This is a genomic window from Pseudomonas putida, from assembly GCF_003228315.1.
GTDB classification, from domain to species: domain Bacteria; phylum Pseudomonadota; class Gammaproteobacteria; order Pseudomonadales; family Pseudomonadaceae; genus Aquipseudomonas; species Aquipseudomonas putida_S.
Window position 1 is genome coordinate 6,368,115 of the sequence record NZ_CP029693.1, and the last position, 16,642, is coordinate 6,384,756.

Here is a 16,642-nt window from a genome sequence, read left to right on the forward strand (position 1 = left end):
TTAGGTGATTATATACAATATTCTGTGTGTTATTATTCCGGGGTCGGTGATTAAAATAAATTAACTGTTACCCGTATCCCTCAATTGGTTAACATTGGCATAAATAACATTTCATCTCCCGGGCAAAGAATGACAGGGGACGGTGTCTCAGGTTTCGGAGCGTATGCCAATAAAAACGCTGTAGGATCGATTGTTGGGTATTCAGGTATTGATGGAATATTGATTACGGTTGGCGCCAACGATTGGGCAAATCCCAGGACGAGCATTGATGACTACATCGATAAATATAAGGCAGGGTATACAGTACTGTCGCGGGCTTTCTATGTAGCTGCTCGTAGTAGCGCTTAGTCCTATATGGAGAGCTGATCATGCGATTGCCATTCCGCACAGCGATGGCTGGCAGTGGACTCTTGAGCACTGGAGGTATGTCACAGAGTCACTGGTATACGAGGAAGCGGTGAAGCCAGGAACTTTCGTGACGGTGATATCGGGCGCAGAAGCGCTACTTCTCCCCGAGCACTTCGTGACCAGATTCATTTGAATGCATCTGGTCACGAAGTGCTGACGACCTGGCTTGTTAAACGAATGCAGGCTCACGGGTACTGGATTTAGACGTCATATATTTTTTCGATTTTTCGATGCCTCGTTTTCTGAGGGGTGTCTCTACAAATCGGTAGTTTAACTCGGCGAATACAGCGATCAAGACAATAGCGGTTAATACAAACCGAATGTTGTAGTGAGCGTCGAACTGAAACCCTACGCCCTCGATCCGCGACCATATCTCTCTGGTCAGCCAGAACGACGGGTTGTGAACCAGATAAATGGCAAAAGACCGGGCGCCAATATAGGCTAGGACGTTCCTGATTTTTCCTTCAGAGAACAGATAGCCGCCCTGGTACGACCCGAGCCATACCGTCACGGTGCAAAGCAGCGTCACCATTGTGAAAACAAACGGTATTACGCCGCCATTTGATGGCGTTATCAGAATTGCCGCTATCAAGGCGAAGGCGGTGAAATACTTGATTGCGCTGTCTGCCAAAAATTTTGGCTCTATCAGTGCGTAGGCTTTGGTGTTTTTAAAAATTGCCAAGCATACACCAAGTAGAATTCCATCCATTCTGGTGTAAAGAACGTGCAAAAAGCTCGACGAATTGAAATACATAAAGCCCGTGCCAAGCAATACGGCGGCGCCGAGCCAAATGATCCAGCGCAGTTTTAGAAAGAACAGAAATGGAAATAGGAAATAGAACTGCTCTTCAAGTGAGATGCTCCAGTAAATACCGTTGCTTCCGCAGAGTTTATTTCCGAGAGTGCTGGCATAGCAGCTCGCAAAGTGAATGTTTGATACGAACATGGCTACCGACAGTCCGTCGAAAATGTTCGATTTAAGGCTTCCGAATATACCTGTTTGATTGAATGTTACAGATAGTACGCTGACTATGAATAGCCACAACATTGCAGAAGGGAAAATTCGGTAAGCTCTTCGGATGTAAAAAGAAACCATCTCTTTTACGAAAGTGCTTTTGTCTTCAAGTCGTGCGGCCGAATGAAAGGTTTTGTAAAACGCATTGGCAATTACGAAGCCTGATATACAGAAAAATATATCGACGCCAGCCCACAGCCCGTAGGACCAGTTACCTATCTGTGGGTACCAAAATAGCAAGTTCCCCAGATGCCCCATAACTGGGAGGAAGACGGCGATAGCCCGCAGCGCCTCAATTTCATAATTTTTTTGGTGTTTTATGACAGACATCTGAGAGTCCCTTCATTTTTTCGCGCGAGTTTACACGAATGAAAGCTGCTTTCTGAACAAATCACAGCAGAGTTTCTCGCTACAGGAGCGATGGACCTAATTCGCCATTTGAGTTGGCACTTTTTACCCGGAGAAAAGCATGCCCATCACCGCGCAGCAACTGCTGCAGATCCTCCCGAACGCCGGCGCCAAAGCCGGCGTTTTTGTTCCTGTCCTCAACACGGCGATGCAGCGGTACCAGATCATTGGCGCCAAGCGGGTCGCCGCGTTCCTCGCCCAGATCGGGGCATGAGTCCGGCCAATTGATCTATGTCCGGGAAATTTGGGGCCCGACTCCGGCCCAGGTCAGATACGAGGGGCGGGTAGACCTCGGCAACACAGTGAAGGGAGACGGTTTCAAGTACCACGGGCGTGGTCTGATCCAGATCACCGGCCGGTCGAATTACGCCGCGTGCGGTGAAGCCCTAGGCATTGATCTGGTCAATCAGCCAGAGCTGCTGGAGCAACCGCAGTACGCCTGCCTGTCGGCCGCATGGTTCTGGGCGACCAAAGGGTTGAACAGCTTGGCCGATGCCGGTGACTTCGAGCGGATTACCCGCCGCATCAATGGCGGGATGATTGGCCAGGCTGACCGGCTGAAGATCTGGGACTACGGCGGTGCTGGCATGAACCTGTTTCTGCGAATCTTTCCTTACATAGCAGCGGTCGCTCTGGTGGCCGGCGCTCTGTTCGTAGCCTACCACCACGGGCTGTCAGTGAAAGACGCTGAATGGCAGTCGGCCTGGAGCGATCGAGATACCCGTGACGCCCGGGCCAAGGCCGAAAACGAAGCCGCCGCCCGGGTACGGGAGCAGGCCTACCAACAATCAATCAACAAGGCGGTTCAGGATGGCCAACGCATCATCGAGCAAGCAACTGCTGATGCTGCCACTGCTCGCGCTTCTGCTGACGGCCTGCGCGGAGCAGCCGACGACCTTGCCGCTCGACTCGCAGCCAGTGAAGCCAGCGGCCATTCCTGCACTGCCGCCGCAAGCAAGGCAGCTGCCCGCGCCGCCGCTGTGCTTGCCGACGTGCTCAAGCGCGCTGACCAGCGAGCGGGCGAACTGGCTGAAGTTGCTGACCAAGCCAGAGCCAGGGGAATGACCTGCGAGCAGGCGTATGACGCTCTGGGTAAATAGGGGATGTGTTCGGTCGACAGAACGCCGGAGAGTTGAAAAAAAGGGGTTCAACGCCCTAAGCGTTTCATTAGGCACGCCTTTGGGGTTTGGCCATAGGCAGCACATTCATCTCGTATCTCCGCAAGCCCTTGAGCCAGGCTACCCACCAAGATGCCGGCCAAGGCTGCGACGATAATGAATACGACCACTCGATCGCTCGGCGGGGGCTTTCGCTCCATGCGAAGTTCGACACACCTTACGCCGTAGAGCGCAAAATACAGCGCAATCATGGCGCCGGCGCCGACGAACGAGTAAAGGCCAAAGGAAAAAACGCTCAAAGCTTTGAGTATGCTCACCGCGCAACTCCGTTCAATGAAATGCGTGGTGATTGAACCATCAGGACAAAAGCTTGTCACTGCGTGTCACGCACAAAATTAACGCCGGAAAGAAGCCAAAAAGGCGTGGGGACTTTTTCAGGGATTCGCTATTTCCTGCGTGGTTTTGTAAGGCACCGTTTGCAGCGAGCACCAGAGGAGGAGCCAGTAAATACAGGGCCTTACGCCATTTTTCATGCATGGGGTGCTAGGGGTCGAGTGTTCGAATCACTCCGTACCGACCATTATTCCTGAGTAAAATCAGACACTTAAGTTGGTCAGCTAGATCGTTTTTTTTTGTGCCTGCGCAAAACCCGCGCAAAATTACCCGGTGATTTTTCAATGACTCAGGCCAATACCCAAAGCCTCGGCCTTTTTCATGGGTGTGATATTTGCCCCACCTGATGCTCCCCCCCAAACTGCCTGACAAACCAATCCGAAAGCATCGCCTTCTCGGAGTACAAGCGGTCACTTCTATTGGCTCTTCCCGGACGTTGCAGGTAAAGCTGATCAACAACCCTGGCATCGGCCTGGCTCACGATCTCCCCATCTTGTTTGAGCACGTAATGCAGGTCGATGCTTGGCCAGGTGATGTCGCGCATGAAGCGAACGTCGTAGGCGTTTGGTCGCCAGGGTTCGAAACGACCGGCCAGGTCGATGTTGCGTATTTCAATTTGCAGCTGCTGGCCGGGTGGCAGGTAGCGCTCGCCCAGTTTCTGGAAGTAGCTGCGTAGTTCTTTCATGACATAAGAATCCGCACCCCGTTCATAACCCGGGCTGTCCAGGCTGGCGTCGGTGTATTTTTCGGGATTCTTGAAGTCGACTTCGACCGAAGACGCGGCGTTGGCAATCGGCACCATGATCAGTGGCAAAAGAGCGACCAGGGTGCGAGCGATGGTGGGGCGCATGACATCACCTCCAGGTGCAGCATTTCATCTGTGCTGCACCTGTTCATTTTACGCTCAAGGTGTTTGTCAGGGTGTTGAAGTGATGTATTGCCTAACCCGCTAAAAATCGTCCTCCCGAGGTCAGATCAAAAAACCGACTACCTGCGCATTCAATCCTTCCTGCGCCCCGGCAATCAAGTGCAACGGCACCGTCTGCTGATTCTCCAGCGACGGCATTTCAATGCTGCCCACAATCTGCAGCTGTCGCTCACTCAACCGGATCGCCTCCTCTTCCTTTTCCCTGGCCATTCTCGCGTGGTTCGCTGCGATTTCATTGAGAGTTGACACGATACATCTCCGGTGACTGACCAAGCGTACTGCTGGTGCCCTTAAGCATTAGTGTGAAGTGCTGCCGTGTCAGAAATATGTCGTTCTGCGGCCGCTGTGCCCGCCTGTGCAAGCCGCAAGCCAGAGCTGGCGGCGGATTACGCCCCGCGTTTCATTTGCGACGAAAGGTTATGCGACAAGTCGGGGCCCGACTGTCAGCGACTACAACCGGTATTTGATGACGATTCCCTTGAGCTTGCGACCTTCCACCGCTCTCACGTCGCGCGCCCACAGTGGCCCGCTGGCATAGGCGCCGACCGTGCCGATGTGGTCGTAGACCACCACCACGGCGTCACCCCCCAACTTGGCGGCTTCCTCGCGCAGCTTTTGTTCGACTTCGGTAATCGGCGGGGCAGGGTCGACGCTGGCATCAATCAGCACTTCACCCAGGCGAATGTGCGGGCGAAGGGGTTCGGAGCGCAGCACCGTGACTTCACTGGGCAATGTCGGTGCCGGGTGTTCGACGCCGACGTAGGCGGTGGTCTGGGCATCGACGCTGGCGCAGCCGTTGAGCGTCAGCAGCATGGCGATGAGCCCCCCAGCCAGGAGTGACAGCTTGACGCGGGCAGACCAGGACGCGGCAGGGGCGAGGACGGGCATGGCGGATCTCCTCCGGGCTATCGGCTGCAGTGCAAGAGGCGCACGTTTGACGTTAGCAGACGAGCAGGGAGTTGCCAGAAAGCCCAACCATCGAGGTTGGGCTGTATCAAGGGTGAAACATCGTCGAACAGGCGGGTTCTGCTACTGATCTTTCTCGCAATTGACCATCCACGACACGCCGAAGCGGTCGACCAGCATGCCAAAGCGCGCCGCCCAGAAGGTGGCCTCCAACGGCATTTGCACACTGCCTCCCTCCGCCAGCGCGGAAAACACACGTTCCGCCTCGACGATGCTGTCGACATTCAGCGATATGGAGCAGCCACTCATGTCATCGGTCGGCCGGTCCGGTGTGGTGTCCGAGCCCATGATCGCCTGGTCGCCCACGGACAGACGCGTGTGGATGATCAGGTTGTGCAGGTCCTTGGGCAGATGCTCGGCGGCAGGGGATTCGCCAAAGGTCATCATCATTTCGAGCTGGCCTTTGAGGCATTGGGCATAGAAGGTGAACGCGGCTTTGCAGTCGCCGTTGAAGATGAGGTAGGGATTGATTTTCATGACTGGGCTCCTGATCGTTGAAGGGCTAAATCGATCCGTAGGAGCGAGCCTGCTCGCGATGGTCGTCAACGATCACGCGGAAAATCAGATGCCCTGCGGTGCCTGCGGATTTTTCGCGAGCATGCTCGCTCCTACAGGATAGGGCATGGTTTTGCCAGTTTGAGTGCTTCAGGTGCACGGCGTGGTCCGAGCACCCGCTCAATCGCACCGCTCAACATGTTTTCCAGCAGCTCATCCTGCGCCTGTTCATCCAGCACATGGGCCGACATCCAGCTCGGTGCATTGTTGAGCAAGGCGGCAATCGCATGCCCGGCCGCCAGCAACCCCGGCTCTTCGAGACGCGATCGCGCGACCAGCATCTTCAGCAACCGCCGTTCGTACTGCTCGCGCAACTGCCGAACCCGGGCCTGCTGCTCATCATTCAGACAGCCGGCATCACGTTCCGCCAGGCGGAAGTGCCACGGCATGTCGCGGTGCAGATTCAGGTGCGCACGGATCAGGTTGCCGAGCCGGTCGCGCTTGGCCGGTGCCTTCTGTTCGATACGCCCGAGGGTGGCCAACAGCTCTTCATAGAACTCTTCGATCAGGTCCAGCAGCAGGTGCTGTTTACTCGGGTAATGGTGATACAACGAGCCCGGGGACAGCCCCAGGCACGTGGCGAGCTCACGCATGCCGACCTGGCCGAAACCCTTGCTGGCAAACAACTCCAGCACCTTGTCCCGGTACTCGGCGAAACGCGAGCAGCGCTCAGGCATAGGCATGGAAGCCGCGCCCCGTTTTGCGTCCCAGATAACCGGCGGCGACCATTTCTTTAAGCAGCGGCGCCGGGCGGTATTTGCTGTCGTTGAAGCCGTCGTAGAAGGCTTCCATGATCGCCAGCAAGGTATCCAGGCCGATCAGATCCGCCAGGGCCAGCGGGCCGATAGGCTGGTTGCAGCCCAGGCGCATGCCGGCGTCGATGTCTTCGGCACTGGCCAGACCTTCCTGAAACACCAGGATCGCTTCGTTGATCATCGGTACCAGGATCCGGTTGACCACGAATCCCGGACGGTTGCCGGCAGTGATGGCGGTCTTGCCCAGTGCCGTCGCCATGTCCAGTGCCATGGCGTGGGTGGCGTCGCTGGTTTGCAGGCCGCGGATCACTTCGATCAGGCCCATCACCGGCACCGGGTTGAAGAAGTGCAGGCCGATGAAGCGTTCAGGCTGGCTGACGCTGGCGGCCAACTGGGTGATGGACAGCGACGACGTATTGGAGGCGATCACGCAGTCGGCGCTGACCTGCGCGGCGATCTGCTGCAGCACCCGCAGTTTCAGTTCGAGGTTTTCGGTGGCGGCCTCGATCACCATCTGCGCCCCCACCAGGTTGCTGTAGTCGGTGCTGGTGCGGATCCTGCCCAGGGCAGCGGTTTTCTGCTCCAGCGTCAGCGTTTCCTTGGCCACCTGGCGATCGAGGTTTTTGCCCACGGTCGCGATGGCTTTTTGCAGGGCGCTCTCGGAGATGTCGAGCAGGGTCACATTGAAACCGGCCAGGGCGCAGACTTGCGCAATACCGTTGCCCATGGTGCCGGCGCCGATCACGCCGATGTTTTGCAGATTCATGTTGCCGTCCTTCGTCCAAACCTCTGCGATACCTTCGCCGTGGTGGCGGGCGAAAGCGTACTATTGCCGCGAGTCTAGAGCTGGCAGGTCGGTTGTCCTATGCCGAAACTGTTCAACGGCGCTGGCGTTTTTTGCCATTTCCAAAGTTGGGGAGAGTTGCGTTCACATGCGGGAAAAGGACTCGGTGGCCGCCTATTTCGTGCAGGCAATGATTCAGGGGCTGGGGGATCAGCCGCAGCGGGTGCGGGCCGTGCTCGAAGAGGCCGGCGTGGATCCGGCGCTGATGCAGCAGCCCACGGCGCGGGTGCCGGCCAATGCTTTTGCGGCGTTGTGGCTGATACAGATCCGTGAGCTCAATGATGAGTTCTTCAGACTCGACTCCCACGGCATGCCGCCGGGGGCATTTGCCCTGATTTGCCGGGCGTTGATCCAGGAGCCCGATCTGCACAAAGCCATGCGCCAGTGCCTGGCCAATTTCGCCCTGTTCCTGCGCGACTATCGTGGCACCCTCACCGTGCGCGGCAAGCGGGCGGTGATCAGCCTGGACAGCCACGCGGCAAACGAGGATGTCGGCCGTTTCGGCGAAGAAACCTTCCTGGTGCTGATGATCAGCCTGCTGTGCTGGCTGGGCGGGCGGCGCATTCCCATTGATCGAGCGGATTTCCGTCACCAGCGCCTGCCGCTGAGCGACGACCCTTTGCTCTGGGGGCCGAACCTGACCTTTGGCGCCGAACGCACCGAAATCGAATTCGCCAGTCATTACCTGCGACTGCCGGTGGTTCAGGACCTGGCGTCGCTGAAAGTGTTCCTGCGCACGGCCCCGCAATGGCTGGTGATCCGCTTCCGTAACCAGCACGGCCTGGCGTCACAGGTGCATCAGCGTTTGCGTAAAAGCCATTACAGCGACTGGCCGACCCTGCAAGCTTTCGCCCTCGAACAGCACCTGAGCCCCAGCACCTTCCGCCGCAAGCTGGAGCGCGAAGGCTGCTCCTATCAGGAGATCAAGGACGAAGTGCGCCGCGCGGTGGCGTTCGAACAATTGCGCCAGAGCCGCGCGAGCATCAGCGACATCGCCGAACACCTGGGCTTCCAGGAGCCCAGTGCCTTTCATCGGGCGTTCAAGAAGTGGACGGGGGAAAGTCCGGGACGCTATCGGGCGCGGTTTCAGGACGAGTGATAAACCTCAGGAGTCTTGTGCGGGCCGTGCAATGTTCGGCCCGGCGATCTGTGGCGACCGGTTTTTCAGCAAACCCTCCAGCGCCTGGCGATACTCGCTACCGCCCAGGCTCATGCTGTTGTTATGCGTCCCGCCGGGGATCAGCAGCAGGCGCTTGGGTTCGTGGGCGGCATTGAACAACTGCTGGCTGAAGCGCGATGGCATAAACGGATCGGCCAGGCCGTGGACCACCAGCAGCGGCATGTCGATGTCGACGATTTTGTCGATGGAATCGAATTTCTGCGAGAGCAGCCAACGCACCGGCAACCAGTTGACGGGCAGGTTGTTGCCGGCCACTTCGGCGACGGCATCGCCCAGCGAAGTGAAGGACGATTCGATCACCAGGCCGCGCACCGGCACCGCAGTCTTTTGCTTTTTCGCTTGTGCGGCCAGGTCCGCCGCGAGATTGATGGCCACCGCGCCACCCAGGGAATGACCGTAGATCAGGCGTTTGCCGGCGTCCGGTTGCATCACTGTGAAGCGCTCCCAGGCCGCCCGGGCGTCTTCGTAAACACTGGCTTCCGACGGCAAGTCACCTTGGCTCTGTCCAAATCCGCGGTAGTCGATCGCCAGCACCGAATAACCCATGGCGCGCAACTGCTCGATGCGGAACGCCTGGCCGGTGAGGTTCCAGCGCACACCGTGCAGGTAGAGGATCGAAGGCGCGTCGCGACGGGCGGCCGGCCACCACCAGGCATGCAGGTTTTGTCCGGCCTTGAAGCTGGCAGGCTTGATGTCGAACTCCTGAACATCCTGTGGCAAGCCGCGATACCAGCTCGCCGTGCCCGGCTCGATGCGAAACAGCAGTTCGCGCTCCTTGTACTTGAGCGCACCGCAACTCACCGGCAGGCCGACCACCAGAGCCGCCATGCACAGCAGCGGCAGCCAGCGTCGGCGCAGACGAGTGAAAAGGGCAGTGGGCATGGACAGGGCACCGGCACACGGAGGAAGCCCGCGTTTTAACAGATGTATGCCGGGGACGGGGAAAATTTAGACAATCCGCACGGCGGATCGACACCGCCCCCTGTAGGAGCGAACCTGCTCGCGATGGCGGCCGCCCAGTCAATATCAATGGTGACTGAAAGTCCGCAATCGCGAGCAGGGTCGCTCCTACAGTTGATGGTGGTTGGCAGTAGGATCAATCCACACTCAACACAATCTTGCCCACATGCTCCCCAGCCTCCATCCGCGCATGGGCCAGCGCTGCATCGGCCAACGGATAAACCTTATCGATCATCGGCAAACACCGACCCGCCGCCAGCACTGGCCAAACGTGTTCGCGCAACTGCCGTGCAATTTCGGCTTTCTCTTCCTTCGTCCGTGAACGCAGCAGCGATCCTGTGACCGAGGCACGCTTGGCCATGATCGCCAGCAGATCGATCTCCTTGGCCACCGCACCACCGAGGAACCCCAGCATCACCAGCCGACCTTCCATGGCCAGGGCCACGACGTTGTTGTTCAGGTACGAGCCACCCATGATGTCGAGCACCACATCCACACCCTGTCCCGAGGTCTTTTCAGCGATGACCCGGGCAAAATCCTGTTCGCGATAGTTGATCGCTTCGGCGCCCAGTTCGCGCACCACCACGCATTTCTCTTCACTGCCCGCCGTGGCGAAGGCCTCGATGCCGAACTCGCGGCAGAGCATCAGCGCGGTAGTACCAATCCCGCTGGTCCCGCCATGAATCAAGGCGCGCTTGCCCTTGCGTGCGCCGCCCATCTCGAACAGGTTGGCCCAGACGGTGAAGTAGGTTTCCGGAATCGCCGCGGCGTGCAGCCAGTCCATGCCCTCGGGAATCGGCAAGGCCTGGCTGGCCGGCACCACGCTGTACTGCGCATACCCGCCGCCATTGGTCAGCGCACAGACCCTGTCGCCGATCGCAAAGTCGCTGACACCGGCGCCGACGGCCACCACTTCTCCGGCCACTTCCAGCCCCGGAATCGGATTCATCCCGGGTTTCATCGGGTACTGGCCAGCGCGCTGCAGCACATCGGGACGATTGACCCCGGCAGCGTGCACGCGGATCAGCACCTCACCGGCAGCCGGTGTGGGAACCGGTACCTGGCGCGGTTGCAGCACTTGCGGGCCGCCGGGTTGGGTGATTTCGATGTGGGTCATGGTTTGGGGCAGTGTCATGTTGGATACCTGTAGTGAAAAACTCGATTGAGTGTGGAGGTGATTTGTTCAAGCAATCGTGGGGCGAACACAGGAGTGTTTGTCCGGGTGGCGCAGCAGACGCGCTGCCAACTCCAGAAGCAACGCCACGACAATTAGCCCCGCCGCGATCACGAACATCAACGCATGTTGCCCGCCACTGGCATTGAACAGCGCCGAATAGGCGAACCCCGCGAGCGCCTGAAAGGTGGCGAACGACACCGTGGCGCGGCTCCAGGCGATCTGTTGTTGATGAGGGTCGGGGATCAGTTCGTGAACCCGGGCCAACGCCAGTGGCACGATGCCCGGCGGAAACGAGCCGATGATCACCGCCAACAAAGCCAGTGCTGCGAGGGTGTTGGAAACCGACAGCAGGCCCACGGCCATCGCCTGTACCACCAGCACCATTCGAATACTCAGCCTGCCGCCCAGCCGATCGGCCAGAAAGCCATAGCTCACAGGTCCCGCAATCGCGCCAAGGCCATACATCACCCAGACCATCGCTCCGACCTGCTGCCCGGCACCGAGCCCACGGGCCACGTAATCCACCAGGAATACCATGGCGGGCACCAGTCCGGCCGCCATCAGCGCATATTGGGCAAACAGCAGGTAGATGCCTGGCTTCATCGGCGGCGCGGGGACCGTGGCTGGCGTCGTGGCTGTTGCAGGGTGTGCGGCGGAAGGCCAGCCAAACCAGCTGATCGCCGTCAGGATCAATGCCAGTGCTCCCAGTCCCAGCCAGGTTTGCTGCAAGCCCAGGCTCAGCAGTGGCGGTACGAGGGTCCCTGAGCCGGCGATGCCCAAGCCGATGCCAAGAAAGATCGCGCCACTGGCCAGGCCTCTGCGAGTGGCCGGTACATGGGGCAGCACCGTCGCGGCCACCAGAACCATGATCGCGCCACCGGCAATCCCGGAAAGCAGGCGCCAGCCAAAGAACCAACTGACCGACAGTGGGAAGGCACAGGCAAAAAACGCCAGGGTCACCGCCAGCATCATCAGGCGCAGTGTTGTTTTATTGGAGGTCCGGCGAGCCAGCGGATGGCCGATCAGTGCACCGATGAGGTAGCCCACCAGGTTGGCGGCGCCGAGAGTCACCACGTCGCTGGCGGAAAACCAGTGGGCCTGGATCAGCGAGGGAATGAGCGGCGTGTAGGCAAAGCGCGCCAGGCCGATGCTGACCAGACTGGCGCAGAGGCCGGCGAAAGTCGGCAACCAGATTCTGCTGCGGGGGAGTTCGGGAGGACGTGAGAGGCTGGCCATGGACGTTGTCCTGTCAAGTTTCAATGGCGCTCAGCATATCCGCGTTCTACGATGCAATAATGCTGCGATTACTCTTGGTAAAGATGCATAAATGCAGCATGGGGAGAAGCCATGAACTGGGATGACGCACGGGTGTTTCTCGCGGTCTGCCGCGAATCGACGTTGCGCGGTGCCGCGCGGGTGCTGGGGGTGGATCAGGCCACAGTGGGGCGGCGGATAACGGCACTGGAAAAATCGCTGAGCGCGACGCTGTTCCTGCGCACTTCCGAAGGCTATGCGCTGACGGCCGTGGGGGAGGCGGCGATGCGTGCCGTGGAGAAAATGGAGCACTCGGCGCTGGAGCTGGAGCGGCGGATCCAGGGCCTGGACGATCGACTGACGGGCACCGTGCGCGTCACCACCACCGACTCCCTGGCCATCGATTTCCTGATTCCGGCCATTGCCCGCCTGCACCAGAAACATCCCGATGTGCGAGTGCAACTGGACGCCTCGACACAGTTCCTCAGCCTGGCCAAGCGCGAGGCCGACATCGCCGTGCGCAACACAAGGCCGGACAATCCGGACCTGATCGCCCGGCGCATCGCCCGCTGGCCGACCGGGCTGTTCGCTTCGCAGAGTTATTTGGACATCCATGGCATCCCCGAGCCGGGAACGGCGTTCGAAGGGCATGATCTGGTGGTGTACCAGCCGTATTTGCAGAGTGGCAAGGACATGAACCTGGTCGGTGAACCCCTGGGTCGTGGACGCATTGTCTCGAGCCTGAGTTCCAGCCTGCTGGTGCGCCGCGCCATTGCGGCCGGGATCGGGATTGGCGAAATCCCGGTGCATTTGGGGCAGAGGGACGGCTTGATCAGACTGTGGCCGGAACGTACCCGACCGTCGCCCTATGACGTATGGCTGGTAACCCACGGCGACCTGCGGCACACCGCGAAGGTGAGGGCGGTGATCGAGGAAATTGTCGAAGGTTTTTCCGGTACCGGCGAATAACCTGTAGGAGCGAGCCTGCTCGCGATGGCGGTGTACCAGTCACCAACAATGTTGAAGGTGATACCGCCATCGCGAGCAGGCTCGCTCCTACAGAGGTTTATGGCATCTCAGGCAATTCCTGCGGCCGCAGGTCAAACACCAGCACCTCGGCATCCACACCATTGCTCAAGGTCAGCACCTGCTCTTCACGAACCCGCACGCCATCACCTTCCTGCAACTGCATGCCGTTAAGTTCAACGCTGCCCCGCGCCACATGCACATAGGCGTAACGATTGGCCGCCAGTTCCAGGGTGGCGCTTTCCTGGCCATCGATCAGACCGGCATACACCCGCGCATCCTGGCGTACCTTGAGCGAACCCTTGGCGCCATCGGGGGAGATGATCAATTGCAGGCGGCCGCGTTTCTTCTGCGGGCTGAAGTGCTCCTGCTGGTAGCGCGGTTTGGCGCCGCTGACCTCAGGCACGATCCAGATTTGCAGGAAGTGCACCGGGCGTTTGTCCGAGTGATTGAACTCACTGTGAGCCACGCCGCTGCCGGCACTCATCAACTGCACATCGCCGGGGCGAATCACCGAACCTGTGCCCAGGGTGTCCTTGTGCTCCAGCGCACCGTCGAGCACGTAGGAAAAAATCTCCATGTCGCGGTGCGGGTGCTGGCCAAAGCCTTTACCGGCCGCCACGCGGTCATCGTTGATCACCAGCAGGTCGGAAAAACCCTGTTCTTTCGGGTTGCGGTAATTGGCGAAGGAGAAGGTGTGGAACGACTTCAACCAGCCATGATTGGCCATGCCGCGATCAGAAGCCTTGCGAAGCGTCAGCATGATGAAATCTCCTGTTTTTTGGGACGGGCGACGTGAATTCGTCCGAGTGAGGAGAAGGTTAATGGTTACTGGTGGGTGCAATAAGTAGATGAAAATTGAAATACTGTCTTGTTCAGGTTGACAGTTGTGTGAAATGAATCACCGACGCTCGAGTCATACTTGGTCATAATGCGCAGCGATGTCGATTCCGCACCCTGAATACCGAATGCATAACCTGTAGGAGCAAAGCTTGCTCGCGATAGCGGTTAGACATTCACAGGTGGTGGTGAAAGCAAGTCCGCTATCGCGAGCAAGCTTTGCTCCTACAGGGATCGGTGTTTTTTCTCATTAGCTCAGTGATTTTGAACCCATGAAAACCGTGGCAATGGTGCTGTTCCCCGACTTTCTCCTGCTCGACATGGCCGGGCCCATGGAGGTGTTTTCCATTGCCAACCGGTACCTCAAGCCCCAAGACCACTATGTACTGACGACCCTCGGCACCGAGCCCGGTGCGTTGCGCGCCTCCAATGGCGTCAGCGTGCAGGCCGATCTGCACATCGATCAGGCCTGTGACGGTTTCGACCTGCTGCTGGTGCCCGGCGGGCCCGGTGCCTACAACGAAAAACATCCACCGTTGCTGGACTGGCTCAAGCACAACGTCCATCGCTCCAAAAGCTACGGTTCGATCTGCACCGGCGCCTTTGTCCTGGGCCATGCCGGGTTGATCGACGGCTACCGCGTGACCACTCACTGGCACTACACCGAACGCCTGATCAAGGCGTTCCCGAATACCACCGTCGAGACCGACCTGATCTACGTGCAGGATCGCAACCTGATCACCTCCGGCGGGGTGACGGCCGGTATCGACCTGGCACTCTCGGTGGTCGCCGAAGACCACGGGAAGAAGATCGCCCAGGACGTGGCCAAGGTGTTGCTGGTGGTGATGAAACGCCAGGGCGGCCAGGCGCAGTTCAGTCCGTTGATGGCGACGGTGGCGCCCCAGGAAACGGCCATCACCCGCGTGCAGAACCACGTACTGGAACACCTCGACGAAAGCTTCAGTATCGAACGCATGGCGGCACTGGCGACCATGAGCGCGCGGCATTTCGCCAGGGTGTTCGCCCGTGAAGTGGGCATGACCCCCATGGAGTTTTTGCAGAGTGCCCGCATCGATTGCGCGCGCACGCTGCTGGAAACCAGCGATTTGCCGCTCAAGACCGTGGCCTTCAAAAGCGGCTTTGGCAGTGTGCGCCACATGCGTTTTCTGTTCGGCGAAAAACTCGGCCTGACCCCGACCCAGTACCGCGAACAATTCAGCTAGGCTTGTGGCCGTGCCGGGCACCGTAATGGCCGTGACGCTCCCCCTCAAGTGGTTGTACGGTCATCAGAGCCTGCCAAGATAACCTTCAGCTCATGGCAAGGAAGGTACGGAGCCTGTATGGACGCTCGTGCCAGGCAGGTTCCTGGCGGGTGACGTTAGATGAACAGCCTCGGATATACACACAGCGACACGGTGCTGGGGTTCGGCCCCTACGCGTTCCACCTGCAACAGCGGCTGGTCCTGGACGGCGACCGGCCGATGCGGCTGGGCGGGCGGGCGCTGGATATCCTGCAGGTGCTGGTCGAACACGCGGGCTCGGTGATCAGCAAAGAACAAATCATCGCCCGGGTGTGGCCACGCTCGGTGGTCGAGGAAATCAACCTGCGGGTGCACATCGCCGCGCTACGCAGGGCCTTTCGCGACGGGCAGGATGGCCACAGCTACATCATCAACATTCCCCAGCGCGGCTACAGTTTTGTCGCACCGGTGCGACAGGCATCGCAAATCACCCCGATTCCCGCCGAACAGCCTCACAAACCCCAACACAACCTGCCGGCGCGGCTGACGCCGATCATCGGGCGCGATGCGGTGGTGGGCAGTCTGATGCGGTTGTTGCCGACCCGGCGTCTGATGACGCTGGTGGGCCCCTGCGGGATCGGCAAGAGCACGGTCGCGCTGCGTGCCGGCGAGCTGCTGTTGCAGCATTTTCGCGACGGCGTGTGGTGGGTGGATCTGGCATTGATCGATGATCCGCAACAGTTGGCCGATCACCTGAACCACACGCTGGATCCCACCTGGGAGGCGCTCGAACAGCGGCATGCGCTGCTGATTCTCGACAATTGCGAACACCTTCTGGAGGGCTGCCGGTCGTTGGTCGAAACGCTGCTGGCAGCCAATCCGCGTCTGTCGATTCTGGTGACCAGCCGTGAGCCGCTGCTGGCCACCGGCGAAACCCTGTTGCCCTTGCCGCCGCTGGTGGTGCCGCCGGCGTTGGCGTTGCGCAGTGTCGATGAAGTGATGGGATATTCGGCGGTGCAATTGTTCGTCAACCGTGCCCGTACCCGTCAGCAGGGGTTTGCCCTGCGTGAGCAGGACCTGCGGGTGGTGCGTGATATCTGTCGACGGCTGGATGGTTTGCCCCTGGCGATCGAGCTGGCGGCGGCGCAGATCGATGCGTTGGCGCTGGTGGGGGTGCAGGCGCAACTGGATAACTGTTTTCAGTTGCTGACCCAGGGCCGGCGCACGGCCGTCCCCAGGCACCAGACCCTCAGGGCCGCCCTGGACTGGAGCTATGAACGCTTGAGCCCGGTAGAGCAGACCGTGTTGCAGCGCCTTGCCGTGTTCAAATCGGCGTTCACCCTGGACGCCGCACTGGCTGTGGTCAGTTGCGACACCCTGTTAGCCGACAGCCTGAGCAAGGTGCTGGACAGCCTTGCACTCAAATCGCTGTTGTCGCTGGAGCAGAATCAGGGTGTGAGCCGTTACCGCTTCCTCAACACCACCCGGCGCTATGCCCTGGAAAAATTCCAAGGTGGGAGCGAGCCTGCTCGCGATGATCGTTAACGAAAACACGCGTTTCCTGGCTGAACGCG

17 protein-coding genes and 1 pseudogene are annotated in these 16,642 nt (G+C 59.3%); 6 read left to right on the plus strand and 12 right to left on the minus strand.

Features of this window, described 5'->3' with window-relative positions; translation table 11 throughout:
• Window positions 1-577 precede the first annotated feature (577 nt).
• Window positions 578-1,753, minus strand: coding sequence for an acyltransferase family protein (locus DKY63_RS29930; RefSeq protein WP_110967423.1), 1,176 nt, complete (start codon window positions 1,751-1,753; stop codon window positions 578-580).
• Between the two features lie 139 nt (window positions 1,754-1,892).
• On the opposite strand from DKY63_RS29930, the pseudogene DKY63_RS29935 reads away from it, so the two are divergent.
• Window positions 1,893-2,400 (plus strand): annotated as a pseudogene (locus DKY63_RS29935) (glycoside hydrolase family 19 protein); the annotation flags it as partial.
• Window positions 2,401-2,418: 18 nt separating this feature from the next.
• A complete protein-coding gene (locus tag DKY63_RS29940; RefSeq protein WP_110968014.1) occupies window positions 2,419-2,931 on the plus strand; it encodes a DUF2514 family protein in 513 nt (170 codons plus the stop codon).
• A gap of 47 nt (window positions 2,932-2,978) precedes the next feature.
• Here the strand turns inward: DKY63_RS29940 and DKY63_RS29945 are convergent, their stop codons facing one another.
• The 7 genes from DKY63_RS29945 to DKY63_RS29975 all read right to left on the minus strand — a co-directional run bounded on the left by DKY63_RS29945 (window position 2,979) and on the right by DKY63_RS29975 (window position 7,312).
• Complete coding sequence (locus tag DKY63_RS29945; protein ID WP_110967424.1) at window positions 2,979-3,266, minus strand: hypothetical protein; 288 nt, start codon at window positions 3,264-3,266, stop codon at window positions 2,979-2,981.
• Window positions 3,267-3,661: 395 nt separating this feature from the next.
• Entirely contained in the window at window positions 3,662-4,192 is a 531-nt protein-coding gene (locus DKY63_RS29950) for a DUF3016 domain-containing protein (RefSeq protein ID WP_110967425.1), read from the minus strand.
• Between the two features lie 120 nt (window positions 4,193-4,312).
• The gene (locus DKY63_RS29955; protein ID WP_110967426.1) at window positions 4,313-4,519 is read right to left on the minus strand and encodes a hypothetical protein; all 207 of its coding nucleotides are present in this window, start codon (window positions 4,517-4,519) and stop codon (window positions 4,313-4,315) included.
• 201 nt (window positions 4,520-4,720) lie between these two features.
• Entirely contained in the window at window positions 4,721-5,158 is a 438-nt protein-coding gene (locus tag DKY63_RS29960) for a hypothetical protein (protein ID WP_110967427.1), read from the minus strand.
• A 141-nt stretch (window positions 5,159-5,299) separates the two neighbouring features.
• Window positions 5,300-5,713: a VOC family protein gene (locus DKY63_RS29965; protein WP_110967428.1), complete on the minus strand. Its 414-nt coding sequence runs from the start codon at window positions 5,711-5,713 to the stop codon at window positions 5,300-5,302.
• A gap of 131 nt (window positions 5,714-5,844) precedes the next feature.
• The gene (locus tag DKY63_RS29970; RefSeq protein ID WP_110967429.1) at window positions 5,845-6,474 is read right to left on the minus strand and encodes a TetR/AcrR family transcriptional regulator; all 630 of its coding nucleotides are present in this window, start codon (window positions 6,472-6,474) and stop codon (window positions 5,845-5,847) included.
• Window positions 6,461-7,312 (minus strand): 3-hydroxybutyryl-CoA dehydrogenase, encoded by an 852-nt coding sequence (locus DKY63_RS29975; RefSeq protein ID WP_110967430.1) that lies wholly within the window; start codon window positions 7,310-7,312, stop codon window positions 6,461-6,463. Before DKY63_RS29975 ends, DKY63_RS29970 begins: the two co-directional genes overlap by 14 nt.
• A gap of 166 nt (window positions 7,313-7,478) precedes the next feature.
• Between DKY63_RS29975 and DKY63_RS29980 the strand changes: the two genes are divergently transcribed.
• The gene (locus DKY63_RS29980) at window positions 7,479-8,489 is read left to right on the plus strand and encodes an AraC family transcriptional regulator (RefSeq protein WP_110967431.1); all 1,011 of its coding nucleotides are present in this window, start codon (window positions 7,479-7,481) and stop codon (window positions 8,487-8,489) included.
• 6 nt (window positions 8,490-8,495) lie between these two features.
• Here DKY63_RS29980 and DKY63_RS29985 read toward each other — a convergent pair whose 3' ends face one another.
• From DKY63_RS29985 to DKY63_RS29995, 3 genes are all read right to left on the minus strand, one after another.
• The gene (locus DKY63_RS29985) at window positions 8,496-9,452 is read right to left on the minus strand and encodes an alpha/beta hydrolase (protein WP_110967432.1); all 957 of its coding nucleotides are present in this window, start codon (window positions 9,450-9,452) and stop codon (window positions 8,496-8,498) included.
• Window positions 9,453-9,666: 214 nt separating this feature from the next.
• The gene (locus DKY63_RS29990; RefSeq protein WP_110967433.1) at window positions 9,667-10,665 is read right to left on the minus strand and encodes an NAD(P)H-quinone oxidoreductase; all 999 of its coding nucleotides are present in this window, start codon (window positions 10,663-10,665) and stop codon (window positions 9,667-9,669) included.
• 48 nt (window positions 10,666-10,713) lie between these two features.
• Entirely contained in the window at window positions 10,714-11,943 is a 1,230-nt protein-coding gene (locus DKY63_RS29995; protein ID WP_110967434.1) for a YbfB/YjiJ family MFS transporter, read from the minus strand.
• Window positions 11,944-12,054: 111 nt separating this feature from the next.
• Here DKY63_RS29995 and DKY63_RS30000 point away from each other — a divergent pair, with 111 nt between their 5' ends.
• Entirely contained in the window at window positions 12,055-12,930 is an 876-nt protein-coding gene (locus DKY63_RS30000; protein WP_110967435.1) for a LysR family transcriptional regulator, read from the plus strand.
• Window positions 12,931-13,027: 97 nt separating this feature from the next.
• Here the strand turns inward: DKY63_RS30000 and DKY63_RS30005 are convergent, their stop codons facing one another.
• Window positions 13,028-13,750 (minus strand): pirin family protein, encoded by a 723-nt coding sequence (locus tag DKY63_RS30005; RefSeq protein ID WP_110967436.1) that lies wholly within the window; start codon window positions 13,748-13,750, stop codon window positions 13,028-13,030.
• 349 nt (window positions 13,751-14,099) lie between these two features.
• On the opposite strand from DKY63_RS30005, the gene DKY63_RS30010 reads away from it, so the two are divergent.
• Both DKY63_RS30010 and DKY63_RS30015 read left to right on the plus strand, forming a co-directional pair.
• Complete coding sequence (locus DKY63_RS30010; protein ID WP_110967437.1) at window positions 14,100-15,050, plus strand: GlxA family transcriptional regulator; 951 nt, start codon at window positions 14,100-14,102, stop codon at window positions 15,048-15,050.
• A gap of 159 nt (window positions 15,051-15,209) precedes the next feature.
• Window positions 15,210-16,613 carry an ATP-binding protein gene (locus DKY63_RS30015; protein WP_110967438.1) on the plus strand — a complete coding sequence of 468 codons (1,404 nt, stop codon included), beginning with the start codon at window positions 15,210-15,212 and terminating at the stop codon, window positions 16,611-16,613.
• Window positions 16,614-16,642 lie beyond the last annotated feature (29 nt).